Source organism: Streptomyces sp. NBC_00239 (assembly GCF_036194065.1).
In the GTDB taxonomy this organism is placed as follows: Bacteria; Actinomycetota; Actinomycetes; order Streptomycetales; family Streptomycetaceae; genus Streptomyces.
The window spans coordinates 4,829,034-4,847,819 of sequence record NZ_CP108095.1 but is presented as its reverse complement, the minus strand read 5'-3'; the positions used below and the strand labels follow the sequence as shown (position 1 = coordinate 4,847,819).

The following is an 18,786-nucleotide window of genomic DNA, read 5'->3' as shown; positions in this document are numbered from 1 at the left end:
GCTACATCTCCTCGGTGACGTAACTGCGAAGCCAGGTCCGGAACTCGGGGCCCAGGTCCTCACGTTCGCACGCGAGTCTGACGATGGCCCGCAGGTAGTCGCCGCGGTCGCCGGTGTCATAGCGGCGGCCCGTGAAGACCACGCCGTGCACCGGACCGCCGACGGACTCGTCCTCGGCAAGCTTCTGCAGGGCGTCGGTGAGCTGGATCTCCCCACCGCGGCCCGGCTCGGTCTCACGCAGTATGTCGAACACGGCGGGGTTCAGGACATACCGTCCGATGACCGCGTAATTGCTGGGAGCTTCCGACGGGTCGGGCTTCTCGACGAGTCCGGTGACTCGTACGACACCGTCCTCGTCGGTGGGTGCGACGGCCGCACAGCCGTAGAGGTGCACCTGGGCCGGATCGACCTCCATGAGGGCGACGACGCTGCCGCCGGTCTCCGCCTGGATCTCCACCATCCGCGAGAGCAGCGGGTCGCGCGGGTCGATCAGGTCGTCGCCGAGCAGGACGGCGAAGGGCTCGCGGCCGACGTGCGGGGCGGCGCACAGGACGGCGTGGCCCAGGCCGCGCGGGTCGCCCTGGCGGACGTAGTGCATGGTGGCCAGGTCGCTGGACTCCTGGACCCGCTTCAGGCGGTCGTCGTCACCCTTGGCCGCGAGCGCGGATTCCAGCTCGTAGTTGCGGTCGAAGTGGTCTTCGAGCGGCCGCTTGTTACGTCCAGTGATCATGAGGACATCGGTCAGGCCCGCGGAGACCGCTTCCTCCACGACGTACTGGATCGCCGGCTTGTCCACGACAGGCAGCATTTCCTTGGGGGTGGCCTTGGTGGCCGGCAGGAACCGGGTACCGAGTCCGGCCGCCGGGATGACAGCCTTGGTGATCACTTGGTGCGACATCGTCATGGCGGCACGATAGCCGTTGCGTATGGGCAGAAGGTTAGATTCCGGTAAATAGAAGCTGATTTAGAAGGGTTTGTGAGTCAGCTGTGATAGAGAACCGTTCCGCCAAGGCGGACCTGCGGCGCGAACTGCTCGCCGCGCGCCGCGCCTTGTCCGCCGAGGCCGTGGCGGCCGCGGCCGACGCCCTGGCCGAGCGGGCCCTGAGCCTGCCCGAACTCTCCGCCGCCGACACCGTGGCGGCCTACGTCCCGGTCGGCACCGAACCCGGCACGCTCGCCCTGCTGGACGTGCTGCGCGGCCGCGGCACCCGGGTCCTGCTCCCCGTCCTGCTCCCCGACAACGACCTGGACTGGGCCGTGTACGAAGGTCCCGCGAGCCTCGCCCCGGTCGCCCACGCCGGGAAGATGCAGTTGCTCGAACCGGCCGGACCGCGGCTCGGGCCGGACGCCGTCACCGGCGCCGACACCGTGCTGCTGCCCGGGCTCGCGGTGGACGGGCGCGGGATGCGGCTGGGCCGCGGCGGCGGCTCGTACGACCGGGTGCTGGCCCGGCTGCAACGGGCGGGCGCGCACCCGGCGCTCGTCGTGCTGCTGTACGCGACCGAGGTCGTCGAGCACGTCCCGGCGGAACCGCACGACCACCCCGTCCAGGCCGTGGTGACCCCGACGGGCGTCCGCCGCTTCGGCACCTGATCCGGACGTCGGACACCATTCAGCCTCGCCCGGGGTCCCCCGGGCGAGGCTCGCCTCGCCTACGGCTTCAGCGTCAGCGTGTCCACCGTCGCCTTGTCCACGGCTTCCTTGCCGAAGGCCCAGTCGAGCAGCTCGCCCTTGGCCCACAGCTCGGTCTGGTCCGTGTAGTGCGAGCTGTACGCGTGCCCGGAGGCGCCGGTCAGGTTGATCCAGCGGGACTTGTCGAGGTCCTTCAGGTTGACGACCATCCGCATCGACGGGACCCAGGTGACGGCGTAGCCCGAGGCCGCGTTCCAGCCGGTTGCGTTGACCGTGGCCTCGCCGCCGCCCAGGTTCCACGGGCCGCGGTTGAGGAGCCACTGCATGAAGCCGGGGCCCTCGGTGCCGATCGTCTGGTTGCGCAGGGTCAGCCGGTGCAGGCGGCCCCACGACCAGGCGCCGGTGTCCTTGCCGAGCTTGGCGGTGAGCTCCCAGCGGGCGTCCTCCATGGCCCGGGCGAACAGCTCGTCGCGGGTCTCGGTGGCCTTGTCGAGGCGGCTGCCCGGCGACTTCCACCAGCTGGACTTCTCGTCCTTCATGAGCTTACGGACCACCTCGAACCAGCGGTCGCCGCCGTCCGGCTGCGCCGAGTCCGCGCTGCGCTCGCCGCACTCGCGGACCATCTCGGCCAGGTCGTCGGCCGGACCGCTGCTGCCCACCGGGCGCACGTTCAGGCAGTCGCCCTCGACCCGCAGCTCCTTGGGCAGCTTGTCGCCGAAGGCCAGCTTGAGGATGTTGCGCCAGACGGCGTTGAAGTACGCGGCGGCCGCGGAGTCCGGCTCCTGGGTGTAGTTCCAGCCCTCCAGCAGCTTCTGCGCCTCGCGGACGTCCGGGTCGGAGATCGGCAGCTTCGCCAGGACGGGCGCGAGCAGCGTGGCGATCTCGCTGCTGTTGTCCATCTGCATGGTGCGCATGTCGTCGGTGGAGATCTTGCCGCTGTCCTTGATCTTCGCCTCGATGAGGTCGTTGATCCGCTGGCTGCGGGCGCCGTAGCCCCAGTCCGTGGTCAGCGTGTACGGGTACTTGTCCGTGCCGCTCTGCACCGCGGCCTGGTTGGCGGTGACGATGAAGCCGCGCTTGGGGTTGTACTCCCACGGCAGCTCGTCCTGCGGGATCCACCCCTTGTCCGCGCCCTCGGCCGAGGTCGCGTCCGAGCCGGTGGCGGAGTCGGTGTCGGATTCCGGGGCGTCCTTCGCGGACTTCCAGGCGTACTTCGAGTCCCAGCCGGGGGCGGGCATGCGGCCGTCGCCGGCGCCGCGCAGCGGGATCCGGCCGGGCATCTGGTAGCCGATGTTGCCCTGCGCGCCCTTGCCGTCGGCGTAGATCAGGTTCTGCGAGGGGACCTCGAAGTCGCGGGCCGCGGCGCGGAAGGACGTCCAGTCCTTGGCGCGGTTGATCCGGAAGACGGCGTCCATGGACTTGCCGGGGTCCAGCGCGGTCCAGCGCAGTGCCACCGCGTAGCCGGCGCCGCGGTCGGGAGCGGAGCTGGCGACGGGGGCGCGGGTGCCGACGGTGCCGAGCTCGTCGCTGCGGTCGGAGACCAGCGGGCCGTTGTTGGTGGTCCGGACGGTGATCTTCTTGTCGTCGCCGCCGGCGACCTTGATGACCTCGTCACGGGTGGTGAAGGGGAGGACCTTGCCGTCGTAGCGGTAGCCCTCCGGGGTCACCTGCTCCAGGTAGAGGTCGGTGACGTCGGCGCCGTTGTTGGTCATGCCCCAGGAGATGTCCTGATTGTGTCCGATGATCACACCGGGCATGCCGGAGAAGGTGAAGCCGGAGACGTCGTACTGGCACTGCGAGGAGACGCTGCGGCAGTGCAGGCCCATCTGGTACCAGACCGAGGGCAGCTGCGGGGCCAGGTGCGGGTCGTTCGCCAGCAGCGGCTTGCCGGTGGTCGTGTACGCACCGGAGACGACCCAGGAGTTCGAGCCGATGCCGCTGCCGTTGGGGCCGAGCAGCGCGGGGACCTGGTCGAGGGTCTCGGACAGGGCGGTGAGCCCGGTCTGCAGACCGCGGCCGACGCCGCCCTGGGCGCTGATGCCGTTGAAGCCGCCGCCGCTGTTGCCGCTGCCGTCGGAGGAGCGGCCCGAGCCGTCGGAGCTGCCGGAGCCGGCGCCCTTCGGGTCGTACTTCCCGGTGGCGGAGTCGACCGAGCCGCCCTCGACGATCGGACGGTTCCGGTCGAAGGGGTACGGGGGGTAGAGCTCGTCGATCTGCTTCTTGGAGAGGCGGCTGGTCATCAGCGAGCGGTCGATCTCGTCCTGCATGTTGCCGCGCAGGTCCCAGGCCATGGCCTTGAGCCAGGCCACCGAGTCCACCGGGCTCCAGGGCTCGACCTTGTAGTCGTCGCTGAGCTTGAGGGCCGCGTGCTCGACGGACAGGTCCTTGCCGGACTTGCCGTCGAGGTAGGCGTTGACTCCATCGGCGTACGCCTGGAGGTACTTCTTCGTCTCCGGGGAGAGCTTGGAGTCGTACTCCGCCTGCGCCACCCGGCGCCAGCCGAGGGTCCGCAGGAAGGCGTCGGTCTCGACCTGGCCGCTGCCGAACATCTCCGACAGGCGACCGGAGGTCATGTGACGGCGTACGTCCATCTCCCAGAAGCGGTCCTGCGCCTGGACGTAGCCCTGGGCCCGGAAGAGGTCCTGGTCGTTGTCGGCGTAGATCTGCGGGATGCCGTTCGCGTCGCGCTTGACCTCGACGGTGCCGGACAGGCCCTGGAGCCGAATCGTGCCCGTGGTCTGTGGGAAGGAGGCGCGCACGGCGCTGACGCTCCAGTACGCCCCGTAGCCGACGCCGGCGACGACCGCCAGCACCAGCACAAGGACGATCAGACGGGCGCGTCGTCCCTTCTTCTTGACGGAAGGGGCGGATTCGTTCGCGGGCATCGCTGTCCTTCGAGGGGGCAGGGTGGTCCTGGAGTGCTGGGAGCAACCATAGGCGCAGCGTCCACCCCGTTCGGACGCGGTGTCAGGGACTTCTTCGAACTGGCGTTTCACAATGTGGCAAAGGAGTCAAGAAATCGTCAAAGATTAGGTAAGGTAACGAAGTACTCGCCGCCGGGCCCTCGCCCCCGCGGGTCGTTCGCGACCCGTATTGCGGAATCGTTCCGGCACAGGCAGACCACTTCGAGGGAAAGGGCCGCCCGCTGACTGTCCACCAGCTCAACGAGCTCCTGCTGATCTGCTCGCTCGTGCTGCTCATCGCAGTCGCCGCGGTACGCATCTCGTCCCGCAGCGGCCTCCCCAGCCTGCTCGTCTACCTGGGCATCGGCGTCGCGATCGGGCAGGACGGCATAGGCAACGTCGTCTTCGACAATGCCGAGCTCACGCAGGTCATCGGCTATGCGGCGCTGGTCGTGATCCTCGCCGAGGGCGGCCTGGGCACGAAGTGGAAAGAGATCAGACCGGCTCTTCCCGCGGCGATCATGCTCTCGCTCGTGGGCGTCGCGATCAGCGTCGGCGTGACCGCCGCGGGCGCCCACTACCTGGTCGGGCTCGAATGGCGCCAGGCCCTCCTGATCGGCGCCGTCGTCTCCTCGACCGACGCGGCCGCGGTCTTCTCCGTGCTGCGCAAGGTGCCGCTGCCGACCCGGGTGACCGGCGTCCTGGAGGCCGAGTCCGGCTTCAACGACGCGCCGGTCGTGATCCTCGTCGTGGCGTTCGCCACGGTCGGACCGGTCGACGCGTGGTACGTGCTCCTGGGCAAGATCGCACTGGAGCTGGCGATCGGCGTGGCCATCGGGCTCGCCGTGGGCTGGCTCGGCGCGTACGGACTGCGGCACGTGGCACTGCCCGCCTCCGGCCTCTACCCGATCGCCGTCATGGCCATCGCCGTCGTCGCGTACGCGGCCGGCGCCATGGCGCACGGCTCCGGCTTCCTCGCCGTCTACCTCGCCGCGATGGTGCTGGGGAACGCGAAGCTGCCGCACTGGCCGGCCACCCGCGGCTTCGCGGACGGGCTCGGCTGGATCGCCCAGATCGGCATGTTCGTCCTCCTCGGCCTGCTGGTCACCCCGCACGAGCTGGTCAACGACTTCTGGCCCGCGGTGCTCGTCGGCCTGGTGCTGACGATGGTCGCGCGGCCGCTGGAGGTCTTCATCAGCCTGCTGCCGTTCCGGCTGCCCTGGCGGGAGAAGGCCCTGATGTCGTGGGCGGGCCTGCGCGGCGCCGTACCGATCATCCTGGCCACGATCCCGATGGTCTCCGGGATCGAGGGCAGCGACCGGGTCTTCAACATCGTCTTCGTGCTCGTGGTCGTCTACACCCTGGTCCAGGGGCCGACCCTGCCGTGGCTCGCCCGCACCCTGCGGCTCGGCGACAGCGACCGCAGCCCCACCGACCTCGGGATCGAGTCGGCGCCGCTGGAGAAGCTCCGCGGCCACCTCCTCTCCTTCTCCATCCCGGCCGGCTCCCGGATGCACGGCGTCGAGGTCAGCGAGCTGCGGCTGCCGCCGGGAGCCTCCGTCACCCTGGTCGTACGGGACGAGGAGAGCTTCGTACCGCTGCCCTCGACCGTGCTGCGGCGCGGCGACGACCTGCTGGTGGTGGCCACCGACCCGGTGCGGGACGCGGCCGAGTCCCGGCTGCGGGCCGTGGCGCGGGGCGGAAAGCTCGCCGGATGGCTGGGCACCGGGGAAACAGGGCACACCGGGAGGAGTTCGGGCGGCCCGGGCCCTAGAGGCCCCGGTCGACGAACGGCTCGTTAAACGCAGGTGAAGACAGCCCCTGTCGCTGTAATCACAGGTGCACCTCGCACCTTTCCCTGTACCATGAAGGCACACCAATCGACCAACTCTGTCTGACGCAGAGCTGGCGCGACCGCTCGGCGGCCGTGGCCCCCTCCCGCAGTGGGTGCCCAGGTATCACTCGGTTCGGCGCATGAGGACAGCTCTCGGGGCTCCGTAGTACGGGTGCGGCCCACAAGGCCCGCACCGTCCGCAGACGGGAGCTCTACCAGGCGGCAGAAAGGCCAGGCCGTGGCATCCGCGGTCACGACCGACAAGTCCCGAGCGGGCTACGGGCAGCTTCTTCGCACACCCGGCGCGCTCAGCTTCCTTCTCCCGGGGTTCGCCGCCCGGCAGCCGTTCGCCATGCTGACCATCGGCATCGTGCTGCTGGTCCAGCACACCACCGGCTCCTTCGGCAGCGCCGGCGTCATCGCCGCCGTCACCGGCGTCTCCATGGCCGTCTTCGCCCCCCAGATGGGCAAGCTCGCCGACCGCTTCGGCCAGAGCGCCGTGCTGGTGCCGGTCGTCCTGACCCACACCGCCGCCGTCAGCACGCTCACCGCGCTCGCCCTGCTGGGCGCGCCGCTGTGGGCCCTGGCGCTGGCCGCCGTCCCGGCCGGTGCCTCGGTTCCGCAGGTCGGACCGATGGTCCGGGCCCGCTGGGCCGCCCGCCTGCAGGGCGAGCGCGCGCCGCTGCTGCCCACGGCCGCGGCGTTCGAGTCCGTCACCGACGAGTTCACGTTCGTCGTCGGTCCGGTGCTCGCGACCTTCCTGTGCACCCAGATCCACCCGGCGGCCGGCCTGATCACCGAGGCCACGCTGACCCTGCTCGGCGGCCTGCTGTTCGCCGCGCAGCGCGGCACGCAGCCCAAGCCCGTCGGCCGCACGGCCCTGGCCGGCCAGAAGCACACCTCGGCGCTGTCCGTGCCGGGCGTGCGCGTCCTGATCGTCGCCTTCCTGGGCATCGGCGCCGTCTTCGGCGGCATGCAGGTGTCGCTGGCCGCCTTCTCCGAGGAGATCGGCAACCCGGGCGCCAACGGCCTGCTGTACGGCGTCTTCGCCGCGGGCAACATGATCGCGGGCATCGCCTGCGGTGCCATCGCCTGGAAGATCGGCCCGCGCCGCCGCCTGATCCTCGGGTACGCCGGCCTGACCGCCGCCGCGTCCGTGCTGTGGGCCGTGCACTCCACGCTGCTGCTGGGCGCGCTGGGCCTGGTCGTCGGCCTGTGCATCGCCCCGGCGCTGATCACCGGTTACACGATGGTGGAGCGGCTGGTTCCGGCCGCCTCGCGCACCGAGGCCTTCACCTGGCTGACCGGCGCCGTCGCCTTCGGACAGGCCGCCGCCGTCACCACCGCGGGCCGCCTGACGGACGCCCACGGCTCGCACGCGGGCTTCCTGGTGCCGCTGGCCGCCACGGTGCTGGCGCTGGCCACGGTCGTGGCGCTGCGCTCGCGACTGGCCCCCGCGGCCCCGAGCCGGGTCGTCGGCTCCTCTCAGGACCCGCAGGACGCCGAGGGCTCGAAGGCCTTCCAGGACTCTCAGGACCTCCAGGACTCGCAGGAGCCTCGTGAGCCGCAGGAGCCGCAGACCGCGTCGCGTGACGCGGCGGCCGGCCAGCACGCCCCGCAGGGCGGGCGGAAGGCCCAGGCAGGACAGGCCTCACGGGCCGCTCAGAGCCCGGCCGGACGCGGCCCGAACCGGCCCGCCGGACGTGGTCCGAAGCAGGCCGGCGAGCGTGGGATGGGTCACCGCGTGCCGGTGACGGTGGACTGATCCGGCGGAATGCGTCACCATGAAGCGTCGTTAGCACTCATAGAGCCAGAGTGCCAGGAGGAAATTCGTGCCGACCTACCAGTACCAGTGCACCGAGTGCGGCGAAGGCCTCGAGGCCGTGCAGAAGTTCACCGATGACGCCCTGACCGAGTGCCCGAACTGCAAGGGACGCCTGAAGAAGGTGTTCTCCGCGGTCGGCATCGTCTTCAAGGGTTCCGGCTTCTACCGGAACGACAGCCGCGGCGCGTCGTCCAGCAGCACTCCGGCGTCGAAGCCCGCCTCGACCACGTCGACGGCCGCTTCCACCCCGGCTCCGGCCGCCCCGGCTTCGAGCAGCAGCACCCCCGCTGCCTGACCGGGCCGCGCCCGACCGGGTGCCCGCCGCGCGTCCGCGCGCGGCACCACGCATCGCACGAGGCCCCGCAGCCGACTTCGGCAGCGGGGCCTTCGGCGTGCCCGGAGCCGCCGGTTAGGCTGGCAGTCATGGTCAACGCAGAGATCGGTGTCATCGGCGGTTCGGGCTTCTACTCCTTCCTGGAGGACGTCACCGAGGTGCGGGTGGAGACCCCGTACGGCGCCCCCAGCGACTCGCTGTTCATAGGCGAGCTGGCCGGCCGGCGGATCGCCTTCCTGCCCCGCCACGGACGCAGCCACAAGGTTCCGCCCCACAAGATCAACTACCGCGCCAACCTGTGGGCACTGCGCTCGGTCGGCGTCCGACAGGTCCTGGGCCCGTGCGCGGTCGGCGGCCTGCGCGCCGAGTACGGCCCGGGCACGCTGCTCGTACCGGACCAGCTGGTCGACCGTACGAAGAGCCGCGCGCAGACCTTCTTCGACGGGGAGCCGCTCCCCGACGGCACGGTGCCGAACGTCGTGCACACCACCTTCGCCGACCCGTACTGCCCGGTCGGGCGGGCCGCCGCCATGGGCGCGGCGCGCGGGCGCGGCTGGGAGCCGGTGGACGGGGGCACGATGGTCGTCGTCGAGGGGCCCCGCTTCTCCACCCGCGCCGAATCGCAGTGGCACGCGGCGATGGGCTGGTCGGTGGTCGGCATGACCGGACACCCGGAGGCCGTGCTCGCCCGCGAGCTGGGGCTCTGCTACACGTCCATGGCACTGGTGACGGACCTGGACGCGGGCGCCGAGACCGGTGAGGGCGTCTCGCACACCGAGGTCCTCAAGGTGTTCGGCGAGAACGTGGGCCGGCTGCGCGAGGTCCTCTTCGACGCGGTGGCCGCACTGCCGGCGACCGAGTCCCGGGACTGCCTGTGCACCCACGCCCACGACGGCTGGGACCTGGGCATCGAACTGCCGTAGCCCGGCTTCGGCGAGCCTTGGCGCGCCGCGGCTCAGCCGTAGCCCGGCTTCGGCGAGCCTTGGCGCGCCGCGGCTCAGCCGCGGCGCGGCCTCGGCGGGCAACCCCCGGCTTGTCGCGGCCCGGCTCGGCCTCGACGGGCAACCCCCAGCCTTGTCGCGGCCCGGCTCGGCCCTGGCAGGCAACCCCCGGCTTGTCGCGGCCCGGCTCGGCCTCGACGGGCAACCCCCAGCCTTGTCGCGGCCCGGCTCGGCCCTGGCAGGCAACCCCCAGCCTCGCCGGCGTTTGAGGCGCGGGTCCGGGCGGAGCCCGGTGCCCGGCGGAGCCGGGTTGCCCTCGGCTCCGCCGGGCAACGGACACGGCCCGTCACCGACACGGGTGACGGAGGTATCCACAGGCTGGGGACCGTCCACAGCCCCCAGCGGGACCCGCCACGGTCGTGGATCGTGAGGGACGTCCGGGCAGACGGCCCGGACCCCGAAGTCCCTCACGATGGGCGGTGGTCACCATGTCCGACACCCCGGCTTACCGAATCCCCCCGCACGGCTCCCCCGCCACGTGTCCCCCACCCCGCGGCGTCCCGCCCTTCGCCCCGCTCCGCGTGGGCCGCGGCGGCGACCGGCTCCGCAGGGCCGTGCGGCGCAAGCGGCGCATGACGGCCGCCGGGCTCGCGGTGGCCGCGGCGGCGCTGGCCGTATCGGGCCCCGAGGCGCAGGCCTCCCGCAGCGAACCACCCCCCGCACCGGCATCGCCGCGCCCGGCCGCCGTGCGGCTCGTATCGGCGCCGGTGCGCATCGCGGACGCGGCGACGGTGCGGCTGCTGCGCGCCGGGGACCGGGTCGACGTGGTGGCCGCCGGCGGCCCCGGCCACCCGGGCGCGGAGGCGGGGCGCACCCGCCTGGTCGCCGCGGCGGCCCGGGTGCTCGAGGTACCGCCCCCGGAGCCCGGCACGGCGGAGGCCGGGGCTCTGGTGGTGCTGTCCGTCCCGAGGGGGACCGCCCGGGAGCTGGTGGGCGCGGGCTCGGTGTCCCGACTGGCGGTGACACTGTGCTGATTCGCACCCATGAGCGGTCAAGTCATCTGAACGCGTGCCCCGATTGGACAGTGCGGCACTCGACTGCCGTAGCTTTCGGAACCGTTGGTTCCACGTCCGGTGAAGACGGCACATGCGTAGAGAGGCTCAGTGGTGAGCGAGAAGAAGAAGGTGAGCGTCCTGGCAGGCTTCAAAGCCTTCCTGATGCGCGGCAACGTGGTGGACCTGGCGGTGGCCGTGGTCATCGGCGCCGCGTTCACGAACATCGTGAACTCGGTGGTGAAGGGCCTCATCAGCCCGCTGGTCGGCGCGATGGGCACCCAGAGCCTGGACGCCTATTCCTCGTGCCTCAAGGGACCGTGCTTCGTGGACGCGAAGACCGGAAGCACGGTCGGTGTCGAGCTGCTGTGGGGCACGGTGCTCAATGCCGCGCTCACGTTCCTGATCACCGCGGCCGTCGTCTACTTCCTGATGGTCCTGCCGATGTCGAAGTACCTGGCCAGGCAGGAAGCCCGCCGGAAGGCCAAGGAGGGCGTGCAGGAGACCATGGAGATCACCGAGCTGGAGGTCCTCAAGGAGATCCGCGACGCCCTGGTGGCGCAGCGCTCGGCCGGAGGCGACCAGGACCGCGGGCCCGGGCTGGGCTGACCCGCAGGTTTCAGAGGTGGTGGGGGGGCTTCTCGTCGAGGAAGCGCGCGAGGTCGGCGGCGCTGTCGCTGCTCGCCGCGGGCGGGCGCTCGCCCCATCCCCGGTCCGTGTCGTCCGAGGACTGTTGGTCCAGCGGGTCGTCGAAGACCAGCGCGGGCTTCGGCCGGGAGCCGGGCTTCGACGGGTGCGGGCCGGGGGTGGGGGCGGTGCTCATGACTCCAGGGTACGGCGGGGAGGCGGCGGGCTCAGCTGGGAGCCTCGGCGCCCTTGCGGGCGTAGAACCACCAGCACACCGCCAGGCAGGTCGCGTAGAACCCGATGAACATCCACAGGGCCGTCGTGACCTTGAGGTTCGCGAACATGGCGGGGATGAAGAAGAAGCCGTACGCGGCGATGGCGGAGGAGAAGCCCGTGACGGCGCCCGCCTCCATCTCGGACTGCTTCAGCGCCGCGGCCTCGGCTTCGGGGCCGTTGCCCGCGACGGCCCGGGCGTGCTGGTCGCGGAAGATGACGGGGATCTGGCGGAAGGTCGAGCCGTTGCCCAGGCCCGAGAAGAAGAAGGCGGCCAGGAAGCCGGCGAAGAAGGTCCAGAAGCTGCCCTGGTCGGAGCCGGACGGCAGCGCGAAGATCACGACGACCAGCGAGGCCGCCATGCCGACGAAGGACAGCATCGTGACCCTGGCGCCGCCGATCTTGTCCGAGAACCAGCCGCCCGCCCAGCGCATGAGGGCACCCACGAAGGGGCCGATCCAGGCGTAGGTCGTGGCTTGGTAGCCCTGGGACTCGAAGTTGTCCTTGATCAGCAGGGGCAGGCCGGCGGCGAAGCCGATGAAGGACCCGAAGGTGCCGACGTACAGCCAGGTCATCAGCCAGTTGTGCTTGCGCCGGAAGATGATCTTCTGCTGACTGAAGGGGGCGGCGGCCACCTGCAGGTCGTTCATCAGGAACCAGGCCAGCAGCGCCGTGATCACGAGCAGCGGCACCCACAGGAAGGCGCCGTTCTGCAACCAGATGTCGGTGTTCTCCTTGGCGTCGCGCTGCGGGCCGCCCGCAGGTGCGCCCAGCACGGCGGCGGTGACGACCAGCGGCGCGACCAGCTGCACCACACTGACGCCCAGGTTGCCGAGGCCGCCGTTGAGGCCGTTGGCGCTGCCCTTCTCCCGCTTGGGGAAGAAGAAACCGATGTTCGCCATCGAGGACGCGAAGTTGGCGCCGCCGATGCCGCAGACGGCCGCGATGAGCATCATCTCCCAGTAGGGGGTGTCGGTGTCCTGGAGCGCGAAGCCCAGCCACAGCATCGGCACGACGAGCACGAGCGTGCTGAAGGCGGTGAACTTCCGCTCGCCGAAGATCGGTCCGATGAAGGTGTACAGGATCCGGAAGGTGCCGCCGGTGATGCCGGGGATCGCGGTCAGCCAGAACAGCTGCGACTTGGAGAAGCCGAAGCCGACGTCGCCGAGCTTGACCACGGTCACCGACCAGACCTGCCAGACCACGAAGCCGAGCATCAGCGCGGGGATCGAGATCCACAGGTTGCGCTGGGCGACCCGGTGCCCGGTGGACTGCCAGAAGGCGTCGTCCTCGGGCCGCCAGTCGCCGATCGTGGAGCCGGGGCGATAGGTCTCCGCCCGGTGCGACCGGGGTGTCCTGGTCGTGGGGCCCGGGCTGGGGGTGGGTATGGACATGGTCATCGGTCCTTCGGGTCGAGGAGCCACAGTCCGAGCACGACCAGGAAGGACAGGACCAGGAATCCCGCCCCCCACCAGGCCGTGCCGGTGTTGCCCTTCATCCACTCGTTGACGGTCACCGTCAGCGCCCATAGCTGCCCGACGACGACGGTGAGGGCGAGGGCCAGACGGGCGGACAGCTTCGAGGAGCGCTCCGGCTCCTGTTCGCTGCCGGCGCCGGGGCCGGGGCCGGTGTGCCGGATCCGCGGGTCGCCGTAGCCGCTCGTCGCGCGGATCTGCGGATAGCGCTCGCGTACGGGCTTGTTGAGCTGGGGCTGGGCGCTGCCGGGCCGGTAGTCGGGCCGGGGCGGCAGTGGGTTGTCGCTCATGTCCGCCTGCTTTCGATGGCACCGTCCGCACCGGGGCAGCCGAGCTGGGCGGCCATCTCGGGGCGGGAATCGCCGAACTGCCGGCACAGGGCGTCCCTGCCCTGCTCGCCGGACCGGGCGGTCGCGACGGCCCAGACGCTGCCGTCGGCCTCCTCGGTCAGGAAGATCCTGGGGAGCGGGCGCGGTGGCGGGCCCGCGGTGACCTCTCCGGTGCGGGCGTCGAAGACGCCCTCGTGGCAGGGGCAGTACAGCTCGCCCTCGCTGCCGCGGTCCTCGCGCCACAGCACGGCGCAGGCGAGATGGGTGCAGACCGCCGAGTAGCCGACGAGGGTGCCGTCCTGGAGGCGGACCGCCAAGGCCCGGTCCTCGTCCCCGGGGAACCGGAAGGCCACGGATTCGCCGGGCGCCAGCCGTTCGGTGACCTTCTTGGCCTGGGGGGCCGTCTCGCTGTCGCCGTGCCGGTGGAGGATGCCGGCGGCCACGCCGATGCCGCCGACGGCGAGGCCGCCGGAGACGGTGGCGACGATCCGCAGGTAGTCGCGGCGGGTGGTGAGCGAGTCGGCGCTGATCCGGTCGCGCAGGTGCGCCTGGGCGGCGTCGCCGTTGTCGCCACCGGGATCGGGCTCGCCGGCGGGCGGCGGGGCAGGCGTTTCGGTGACGCTCATCGGACGTCCACTCCGTTCACTTCCACGACGGGCAGCCCGCCCGGCACCGGCCACTGGACCTTGTCGGCGGGGACGACCATCGCCACGCCGGTGCTGACCACGACGTCGCCGAAGGCGAAGGAGTCGGCGACCTGGACACCGGGGCGTTCCGCCTGGAGCTCTTCGAGCGTTCCGTAGAAGAGGGCGCCGGTGGGGCAGACGGTGGCGCACATCGGGGCCAGGCCGTAGGCGGTGCGGTCGTAGCAGAGGTTGCACTTCATCTGGAGCTTCGCCTGGAGGTCGATCTTCGGGACGCCGAAGGGGCAGGCGTTGACGCAGTTGGCGCAGCCGATGCAGCGGGTGGTGTCGGCCTGCTGCACCACACCGTCGGCGGTCACCAGGATCGCGTCGGCGGGGCAGACCTCGGCACAGGGGGCGACCGGGTCCTCGCAGTGCATGCAGACGGTGGGAAGGGAGGCGACGGACCGGCCGGGTTCGGTGTAGTCGAGGTGGATCATCGACTTGCCGCGGTGCGAGTCGCATTCGCGGCAGGCGGAGACACAGGCCTGGCAGCCGATGCAGCGCCCCGGGTCGATGAAGATCGTTTTGCCCATCATGGGGGCTCAGCCCCTCTCTGCCGTGCCGCGCCCCTGCGGGGACGTGGGGGGCAACGGGTCGGCTCGGGAGACCTGTGCTTCCGGGTAGGCCTCTCGGCCGGGCGCGGTGGGCGGGGCCGGCACCTCGTCGACCCGTTCGGCCGGCTCGATCCGGGCGGCGCAGACCTTGTACTCGGGGATCTTCGAGCGGGGGTCGAGGGCGTCGATGGTCAGGGCGTTCGCGGCGGTCGGCACCGGCCAGTGGTAGGGGATGAAGACCGTGTCGGGGCGGATGGCCTCGGTGACCAGGGCGGGGAACACCTCGCTGCCCCGGCGGGTGACGACGCGTACCGGGTCGCCGTTGCGGAAGCCGTGCGAGGGGTGGACCTCCACCCAGGGGCGGGGGGTCTGCTCGACGAGGGCGCCCAGGCGCCGGGTCTGGTTCCCGGAGAGGAAGTGCGCGACGGTGCGACCGGTGGTGAGGGAGAGGGGGTATTCCGAGGTGTAGGGGTCCATGGGCGGGTGCCATTCGACGACCTGCATGTGGATCTTGGCGTCGGGGTGGTAGGTCCGGCCGTCCTCGAACAGCCGGGGGGTGCCCGGGTGGTCGGTGGTGGGGCAGGGCCAGGCGATGCCGCCGGTCTCGTCGAGACGGTCGTAGGTGATGCCGTAGTAGTCGTTGACGGTGCCGGCGGAGGCGATGCGGAGCTCCTCGAACACCTCGCGGGAGCCGGGGAAGTCGAACTTGGCGCCGGCGCCCAGCCGTCTGGCGAGCTCGCAGATCACCCAGGTGTCGGTGCGCACGCCGGCGGGCGGTTCCTGGGCCTTGTTGTGCTTGACCACCCGGGCCTCGGCGTTGGCCATCACGCCCTCGTCCTCGGCCCAGGTGGTGACGGGGAAGACGACGTGCGCGTTGGCCGCGGTCTCGGAGAGGAAGAAGTCGAATTGGGCGTGGAACTCGGTGGCGTCGTAGCCGTCCTTGACCACCGCGTAGTTGGGCAGGGACACGAAGGGGTTGTTGCAGATGCCGATCAGGCCGCGGATCTCGCGGCGCTGCATCTGCCAGACCATTTCCATCATGGAGGTGCCGGCGGGCGGGAGTTCGGATTCCTCGATGCCCCAGATCGCGCAGATCTGCCGTCGGTGCTCCTCGTTCATGATCGAGCGGCCGCCGGGCAGGAGGTCGGACTTCTGGCCGTGCTCGCGGCCGCCCTGGCCGTTGCCCTGGCCGGTGATGGTGCCGTAGCCGGCGCCGGGCTTGCCGATGTTGCCGGTGGCGACACAGAGGTTGATGACGGAGAGGCAGTTCTCGACGCCCTGGGAGTGGTGTTCGATGCCGCGGGCGTGCCAGGCCATCGCCTTGTCGGCCCGGCCGAAGGCACGGGCGACCTGCACGATCTGGTCGGCGGGGATCCCGCAGATCTCGGCGGCCCGCTCCGGCGGGTACTCGGCGACCTTGTCGCGGACCTCCTCCCAGCCGGTGGCGTGGGCGCCGACGAAGGACTCGTCGTCCATCTCCTCCTTGATCACGACGTGCAGTACGGAGTTGAAGAACGCCGAGTCGGTGCCGGGCTTGAGGGCGACGTGGATGTCGGCGGTGCGGGCGATCGCGGTCTCGCGGGGGTCGACGACGATCAGCGTCGCGCCGCGGTCCCGGGCTCCCCACAGGTACTGCGTCATGACGGGGAAGCACTCGCCGACGTTGGACCCGGCGATCAGCAGGCAGTCGGTGAGGAGGATGTCGGAGAAGGGGTTGCCCGCCCGGTCGATGCCGAAGGCGAGCTTGTTGGCGCCGGCGGCGCTGACCATGCACAGCCGGCCGTTGTAGTCGACGTGCCGGGTCTTGAGCGCGACCCGGGCGAACTTGCCGACGAGGTACGTCTTCTCGGAGAACAGGCTCGCGCCGCCGAGCAGGCCGAAGGCGTCGTTGCCGTAGCGATTCTGGATCCGGCGGATCTCGGAGACGGTGAAGTCGAGGGCCTCGTCCCAGGAGGCCTCGCGGAAGGGCTCGTCGCGGGAGTGCCGCAGCAGCGGGGCGGTCAGCCGGTCGGGGTGGTTGACCTGCTGATAGGCGTTGATGCCCTTGGGGCACAGCCGCATCCGGTTGATGTCGTGGTTGCGGGGTTCGACGCCGAAGACCTTGCCGCCGCGGTCCACCCGTAGGTACATGCCGCACTGGACGCCGCAGAAGCAGCAGTGGGTGGGCACGAGGGTCTCGCCGTTCTGGTCGGCGTGCCACTGGTCGGCGGGGATGCCGCCCGCGTCGCGGAAGTTGCGGGTGCCGGGCGGGGCGATGGAGGGGTCGACGGGCAGCGGGCGCGACGGCGGTGCGGCGGTCAATTGAAGCCCTTCTTGACGTGGGTGAGGTAGGCGGTGCCGCGCAGTACCCGCTTGCAGCGCGGGCAGTATTCGACCCAGCCGTCGAAGTCGAGCTTCAGGTCGCGCATGGTGCCGCGCAGGTTCTCCACGTACGGGGCGGTGTCGACGGGCTCGCCGCAGCGCTTGCAGGTGAAGACCTGTTCGTCCTGGCGGGCCGTGTACTTGAAGAGCTGCATGCCGACCGCGGCGGGCCGCTGGACGATGTGGAAGAACTTCCCGAACGGGATGTAGATGAGCGTGAAGACCACCGAGACCATGTGCAGGATCGCCAGGAACTCGTAGCCGCCGCCGTGCAGGAAGATCGACGAGAAGGTGAGGAGGAGGCCCGTCACGGAGATGACGATCAGCATGATCAGCGGGAGCAGGTCGTACGCGAAGCGCTGCCCGGTGATGGCGCCCCGGTCCTTCATGCGCCGCCAAAGGAAGTACGAGGCCCCGGGGATGACCAGCACCGCGGCGACGTCGAGGCCGTGGAACATCAACCAGCCGAGGATGTTCAGGGAGTCGAAGCCGAGGACCTTGAAGCCCCAGACGCGCATCTCGTAGCCGGGTCCGGAACCGCTGCCCGAGGTGAAGGTGAACCAGCCCCAGGTGAGCGGGAAGGTGATCAGCGCGGCCAGGATGCAGCCCCAGAAGATCATCTGGTGGGCGGCCCAGCGGGCGTGCGAGCGGGCGCCGAGGAACTTCTGGAAACCGAGGTAGGTGGCGGTCATCTTCGGCAGGGCGGTTGGGGCCTTGCGGAAGTTCGCCGCCGAGAAGAGGCTGCCGAAGCCCTTCTTGAAGAGCCTGCGCGCGCCCGGGGAGGACACCCACACGGTGTAGCGGTACGCGACGCCGAAGGCCAGGAAGACCGTGGCGACGGCGTACGGCAGCAGCGCCGAGTCGAAGTCCCGCAGGAGCCGGCTGCCGAGCACGATGGCGAGCACGAGCAGGAGGGAGACGACGACGCCGGCCAGGGTGGCCCGTGCGGTGACGGAACGCCCGGCCGGCGGTGGCTGGGGGGCCGCGGGAGGCTGCGCAGCGGCGACTGCTTCTGAGGGCTCGGACACAGCACCACGCTAAGTGGTCTGTACCGATTCGTCCCCCTGTGACGCCTTTACGGGTGTGCCGATCGGGTGATCAAACCGCCCGCAGCCCCTCCGCCGCGAAGGCCGCCTTGGCGGTCTCGATCTGCTGCGGGGTCGGGGACGGCGTGCCGTGCAGGGAGAACTTCATGTCCAGGGCCTCCCACTTGCTCTCCCCCAGCGTGTGGAACGGGAGGACGTCGACGCGGGAGACGTTGCCGAGCGAACCGGCGAAGCGGGCCACGCCCTCGACGTTGTCCGGGGCGTCGGTCAGGCCGGGCACCAGCACGAAGCGCAGGTGGACCTCCTTGCCGAGGGCCGCGAGCCGGCGGGCGAAGTCGAGGGTGGGCCGGAGCGGCCGCCCGGTGACCTTCCGGTAGGTCTCGCGGTCCCAGGACTTGATGTCGAGGAGTACGAGGTCGACGTCGCGCAGCAGGGCGTCGGTGGCGCGGGCTCCGAGGAAGCCGGAGGTGTCGAGGGCGGTGTGCAGTCCCAGTTCGTGCTTCATGCGGTGCAGGAGTTCGCCCGCGAAGACGGGCTGGAGCAGCGGTTCGCCGCCGGAGACGGTGGCGCCGCCACCTGCGGCGGCGATGAACCGCGTGTACTTGGCGGCTTCGGTGATGACGTCGTCGGCCGAGGTGCGCTTGCCGCCCCGCATCCGCCAGGTGTCGGGGTTGTGGCAGTAGAGGCAGGTCAGCGGGCAGCCGGAGAGGAAGGTGACGAAGCGGGTGCCGGGGCCGTCGACGCCGGTCGACAGGTCCCAGGAGTGCACCGAGCCCTCGCTGGGCCGGTGGGTGGCGGCCGCGGCGGGGGTCCGGCAGGCGGCGGCGCCCGCGGGGGCGGGGCGGTCCGCCCCGCCGGAGCGGACGGGGCGGGGGCCGACGGGGATGCTCGTACCGAGGAGGGCTGTCACAGCA

At 71.0% G+C, this 18,786-nt stretch carries 16 protein-coding genes and 1 pseudogene; 7 read left to right on the top strand and 10 right to left on the bottom strand.

Features of this window, described 5'->3' with window-relative positions; genetic code table 11:
* Position 1: 1 nt before the first annotated feature.
* Complete coding sequence (gene galU, locus OG764_RS21425) at positions 2-904, bottom strand: UTP--glucose-1-phosphate uridylyltransferase GalU (RefSeq protein WP_328970034.1); 903 nt, start codon at positions 902-904, stop codon at positions 2-4.
* Positions 905-987: 83 nt separating this feature from the next.
* Here galU and OG764_RS21420 point away from each other — a divergent pair, with 83 nt between their 5' ends.
* On the top strand, positions 988-1,593 hold the full coding sequence (locus tag OG764_RS21420; RefSeq protein WP_328970033.1) for a 5-formyltetrahydrofolate cyclo-ligase: 606 nt from the start codon (positions 988-990) through the stop codon (positions 1,591-1,593).
* A 59-nt stretch (positions 1,594-1,652) separates the two neighbouring features.
* On the opposite strand, the gene OG764_RS21415 is transcribed toward OG764_RS21420, so the two are convergent.
* Entirely contained in the window at positions 1,653-4,517 is a 2,865-nt protein-coding gene (locus tag OG764_RS21415) for a penicillin acylase family protein (protein WP_328970032.1), read from the bottom strand.
* A gap of 215 nt (positions 4,518-4,732) precedes the next feature.
* On the opposite strand from OG764_RS21415, the gene OG764_RS21410 reads away from it, so the two are divergent.
* From OG764_RS21410 to mscL, 6 genes and pseudogenes are all read left to right on the top strand, one after another.
* Positions 4,733-6,337, top strand: coding sequence for a potassium/proton antiporter (locus OG764_RS21410; RefSeq protein ID WP_328973103.1), 1,605 nt, complete (start codon positions 4,733-4,735; stop codon positions 6,335-6,337).
* 270 nt (positions 6,338-6,607) lie between these two features.
* Positions 6,608-7,846 (top strand): annotated as a pseudogene (locus OG764_RS21405) (MFS transporter); the annotation flags it as partial.
* Positions 7,847-8,201: 355 nt separating this feature from the next.
* On the top strand, positions 8,202-8,489 hold the full coding sequence (locus tag OG764_RS21400; RefSeq protein WP_328970031.1) for an FmdB family zinc ribbon protein: 288 nt from the start codon (positions 8,202-8,204) through the stop codon (positions 8,487-8,489).
* A gap of 128 nt (positions 8,490-8,617) precedes the next feature.
* On the top strand, positions 8,618-9,451 hold the full coding sequence (locus OG764_RS21395; RefSeq protein WP_328970030.1) for an S-methyl-5'-thioadenosine phosphorylase: 834 nt from the start codon (positions 8,618-8,620) through the stop codon (positions 9,449-9,451).
* A 506-nt stretch (positions 9,452-9,957) separates the two neighbouring features.
* Positions 9,958-10,503, top strand: a complete 546-nt coding sequence (locus tag OG764_RS21390; RefSeq protein WP_328970029.1) for a hypothetical protein — start codon at positions 9,958-9,960, stop codon at positions 10,501-10,503.
* A 129-nt stretch (positions 10,504-10,632) separates the two neighbouring features.
* The gene (mscL, locus tag OG764_RS21385; RefSeq protein ID WP_328970028.1) at positions 10,633-11,130 is read left to right on the top strand and encodes a large conductance mechanosensitive channel protein MscL; all 498 of its coding nucleotides are present in this window, start codon (positions 10,633-10,635) and stop codon (positions 11,128-11,130) included.
* Between the two features lie 10 nt (positions 11,131-11,140).
* On the opposite strand, the gene OG764_RS21380 is transcribed toward mscL, so the two are convergent.
* From OG764_RS21380 to pflA, 8 genes are all read right to left on the bottom strand, one after another.
* On the bottom strand, positions 11,141-11,344 hold the full coding sequence (locus OG764_RS21380) for a hypothetical protein (protein ID WP_328970027.1): 204 nt from the start codon (positions 11,342-11,344) through the stop codon (positions 11,141-11,143).
* A 31-nt stretch (positions 11,345-11,375) separates the two neighbouring features.
* Positions 11,376-12,815, bottom strand: coding sequence for a NarK family nitrate/nitrite MFS transporter (locus OG764_RS21375; RefSeq protein WP_328970026.1), 1,440 nt, complete (start codon positions 12,813-12,815; stop codon positions 11,376-11,378).
* A 2-nt stretch (positions 12,816-12,817) separates the two neighbouring features.
* Complete coding sequence (locus OG764_RS21370) at positions 12,818-13,186, bottom strand: hypothetical protein (RefSeq protein ID WP_328970025.1); 369 nt, start codon at positions 13,184-13,186, stop codon at positions 12,818-12,820.
* Positions 13,183-13,851, bottom strand: a complete 669-nt coding sequence (locus OG764_RS21365; RefSeq protein WP_328970024.1) for a QcrA and Rieske domain-containing protein — start codon at positions 13,849-13,851, stop codon at positions 13,183-13,185. The genes OG764_RS21370 and OG764_RS21365 overlap by 4 nt, the downstream gene beginning before the upstream one ends.
* The gene (locus OG764_RS21360) at positions 13,848-14,447 is read right to left on the bottom strand and encodes a 4Fe-4S dicluster domain-containing protein (RefSeq protein ID WP_328970023.1); all 600 of its coding nucleotides are present in this window, start codon (positions 14,445-14,447) and stop codon (positions 13,848-13,850) included. The genes OG764_RS21365 and OG764_RS21360 overlap by 4 nt, the downstream gene beginning before the upstream one ends.
* 6 nt (positions 14,448-14,453) lie before the next feature.
* The gene (locus OG764_RS21355) at positions 14,454-16,766 is read right to left on the bottom strand and encodes a molybdopterin oxidoreductase family protein (RefSeq protein ID WP_328970022.1); all 2,313 of its coding nucleotides are present in this window, start codon (positions 16,764-16,766) and stop codon (positions 14,454-14,456) included.
* Positions 16,763-17,854, bottom strand: a complete 1,092-nt coding sequence (locus OG764_RS21350) for an MFS transporter (protein ID WP_328970021.1) — start codon at positions 17,852-17,854, stop codon at positions 16,763-16,765. Before OG764_RS21350 ends, OG764_RS21355 begins: the two co-directional genes overlap by 4 nt.
* A 70-nt stretch (positions 17,855-17,924) precedes the next feature.
* A complete protein-coding gene (gene pflA, locus OG764_RS21345; RefSeq protein WP_443056006.1) occupies positions 17,925-18,782 on the bottom strand; it encodes a pyruvate formate-lyase-activating protein in 858 nt (285 codons plus the stop codon).
* Positions 18,783-18,786: the final 4 nt, after the last annotated feature.

Coding starts and splice junctions, on each gene's coding strand:
- OG764_RS21360 (WP_328970023.1), bottom strand. CDS start 14,447: ATGATGGGCAAAACGATCTTCATCGACCCGGGGCGCTGCATCGGCTGC.
- galU (WP_328970034.1), bottom strand. CDS start 904: ATGACGATGTCGCACCAAGTGATCACCAAGGCTGTCATCCCGGCGGCC.
- OG764_RS21370 (WP_328970025.1), bottom strand. CDS start 13,186: ATGAGCGACAACCCACTGCCGCCCCGGCCCGACTACCGGCCCGGCAGC.
- OG764_RS21395 (WP_328970030.1), top strand. CDS start 8,618: ATGGTCAACGCAGAGATCGGTGTCATCGGCGGTTCGGGCTTCTACTCC.
- OG764_RS21390 (WP_328970029.1), top strand. CDS start 9,958: ATGTCCGACACCCCGGCTTACCGAATCCCCCCGCACGGCTCCCCCGCC.
- OG764_RS21375 (WP_328970026.1), bottom strand. CDS start 12,815: ATGTCCATACCCACCCCCAGCCCGGGCCCCACGACCAGGACACCCCGG.
- OG764_RS21365 (WP_328970024.1), bottom strand. CDS start 13,851: ATGAGCGTCACCGAAACGCCTGCCCCGCCGCCCGCCGGCGAGCCCGAT.
- OG764_RS21415 (WP_328970032.1), bottom strand. CDS start 4,517: ATGCCCGCGAACGAATCCGCCCCTTCCGTCAAGAAGAAGGGACGACGC.
- OG764_RS21380 (WP_328970027.1), bottom strand. CDS start 11,344: ATGAGCACCGCCCCCACCCCCGGCCCGCACCCGTCGAAGCCCGGCTCC.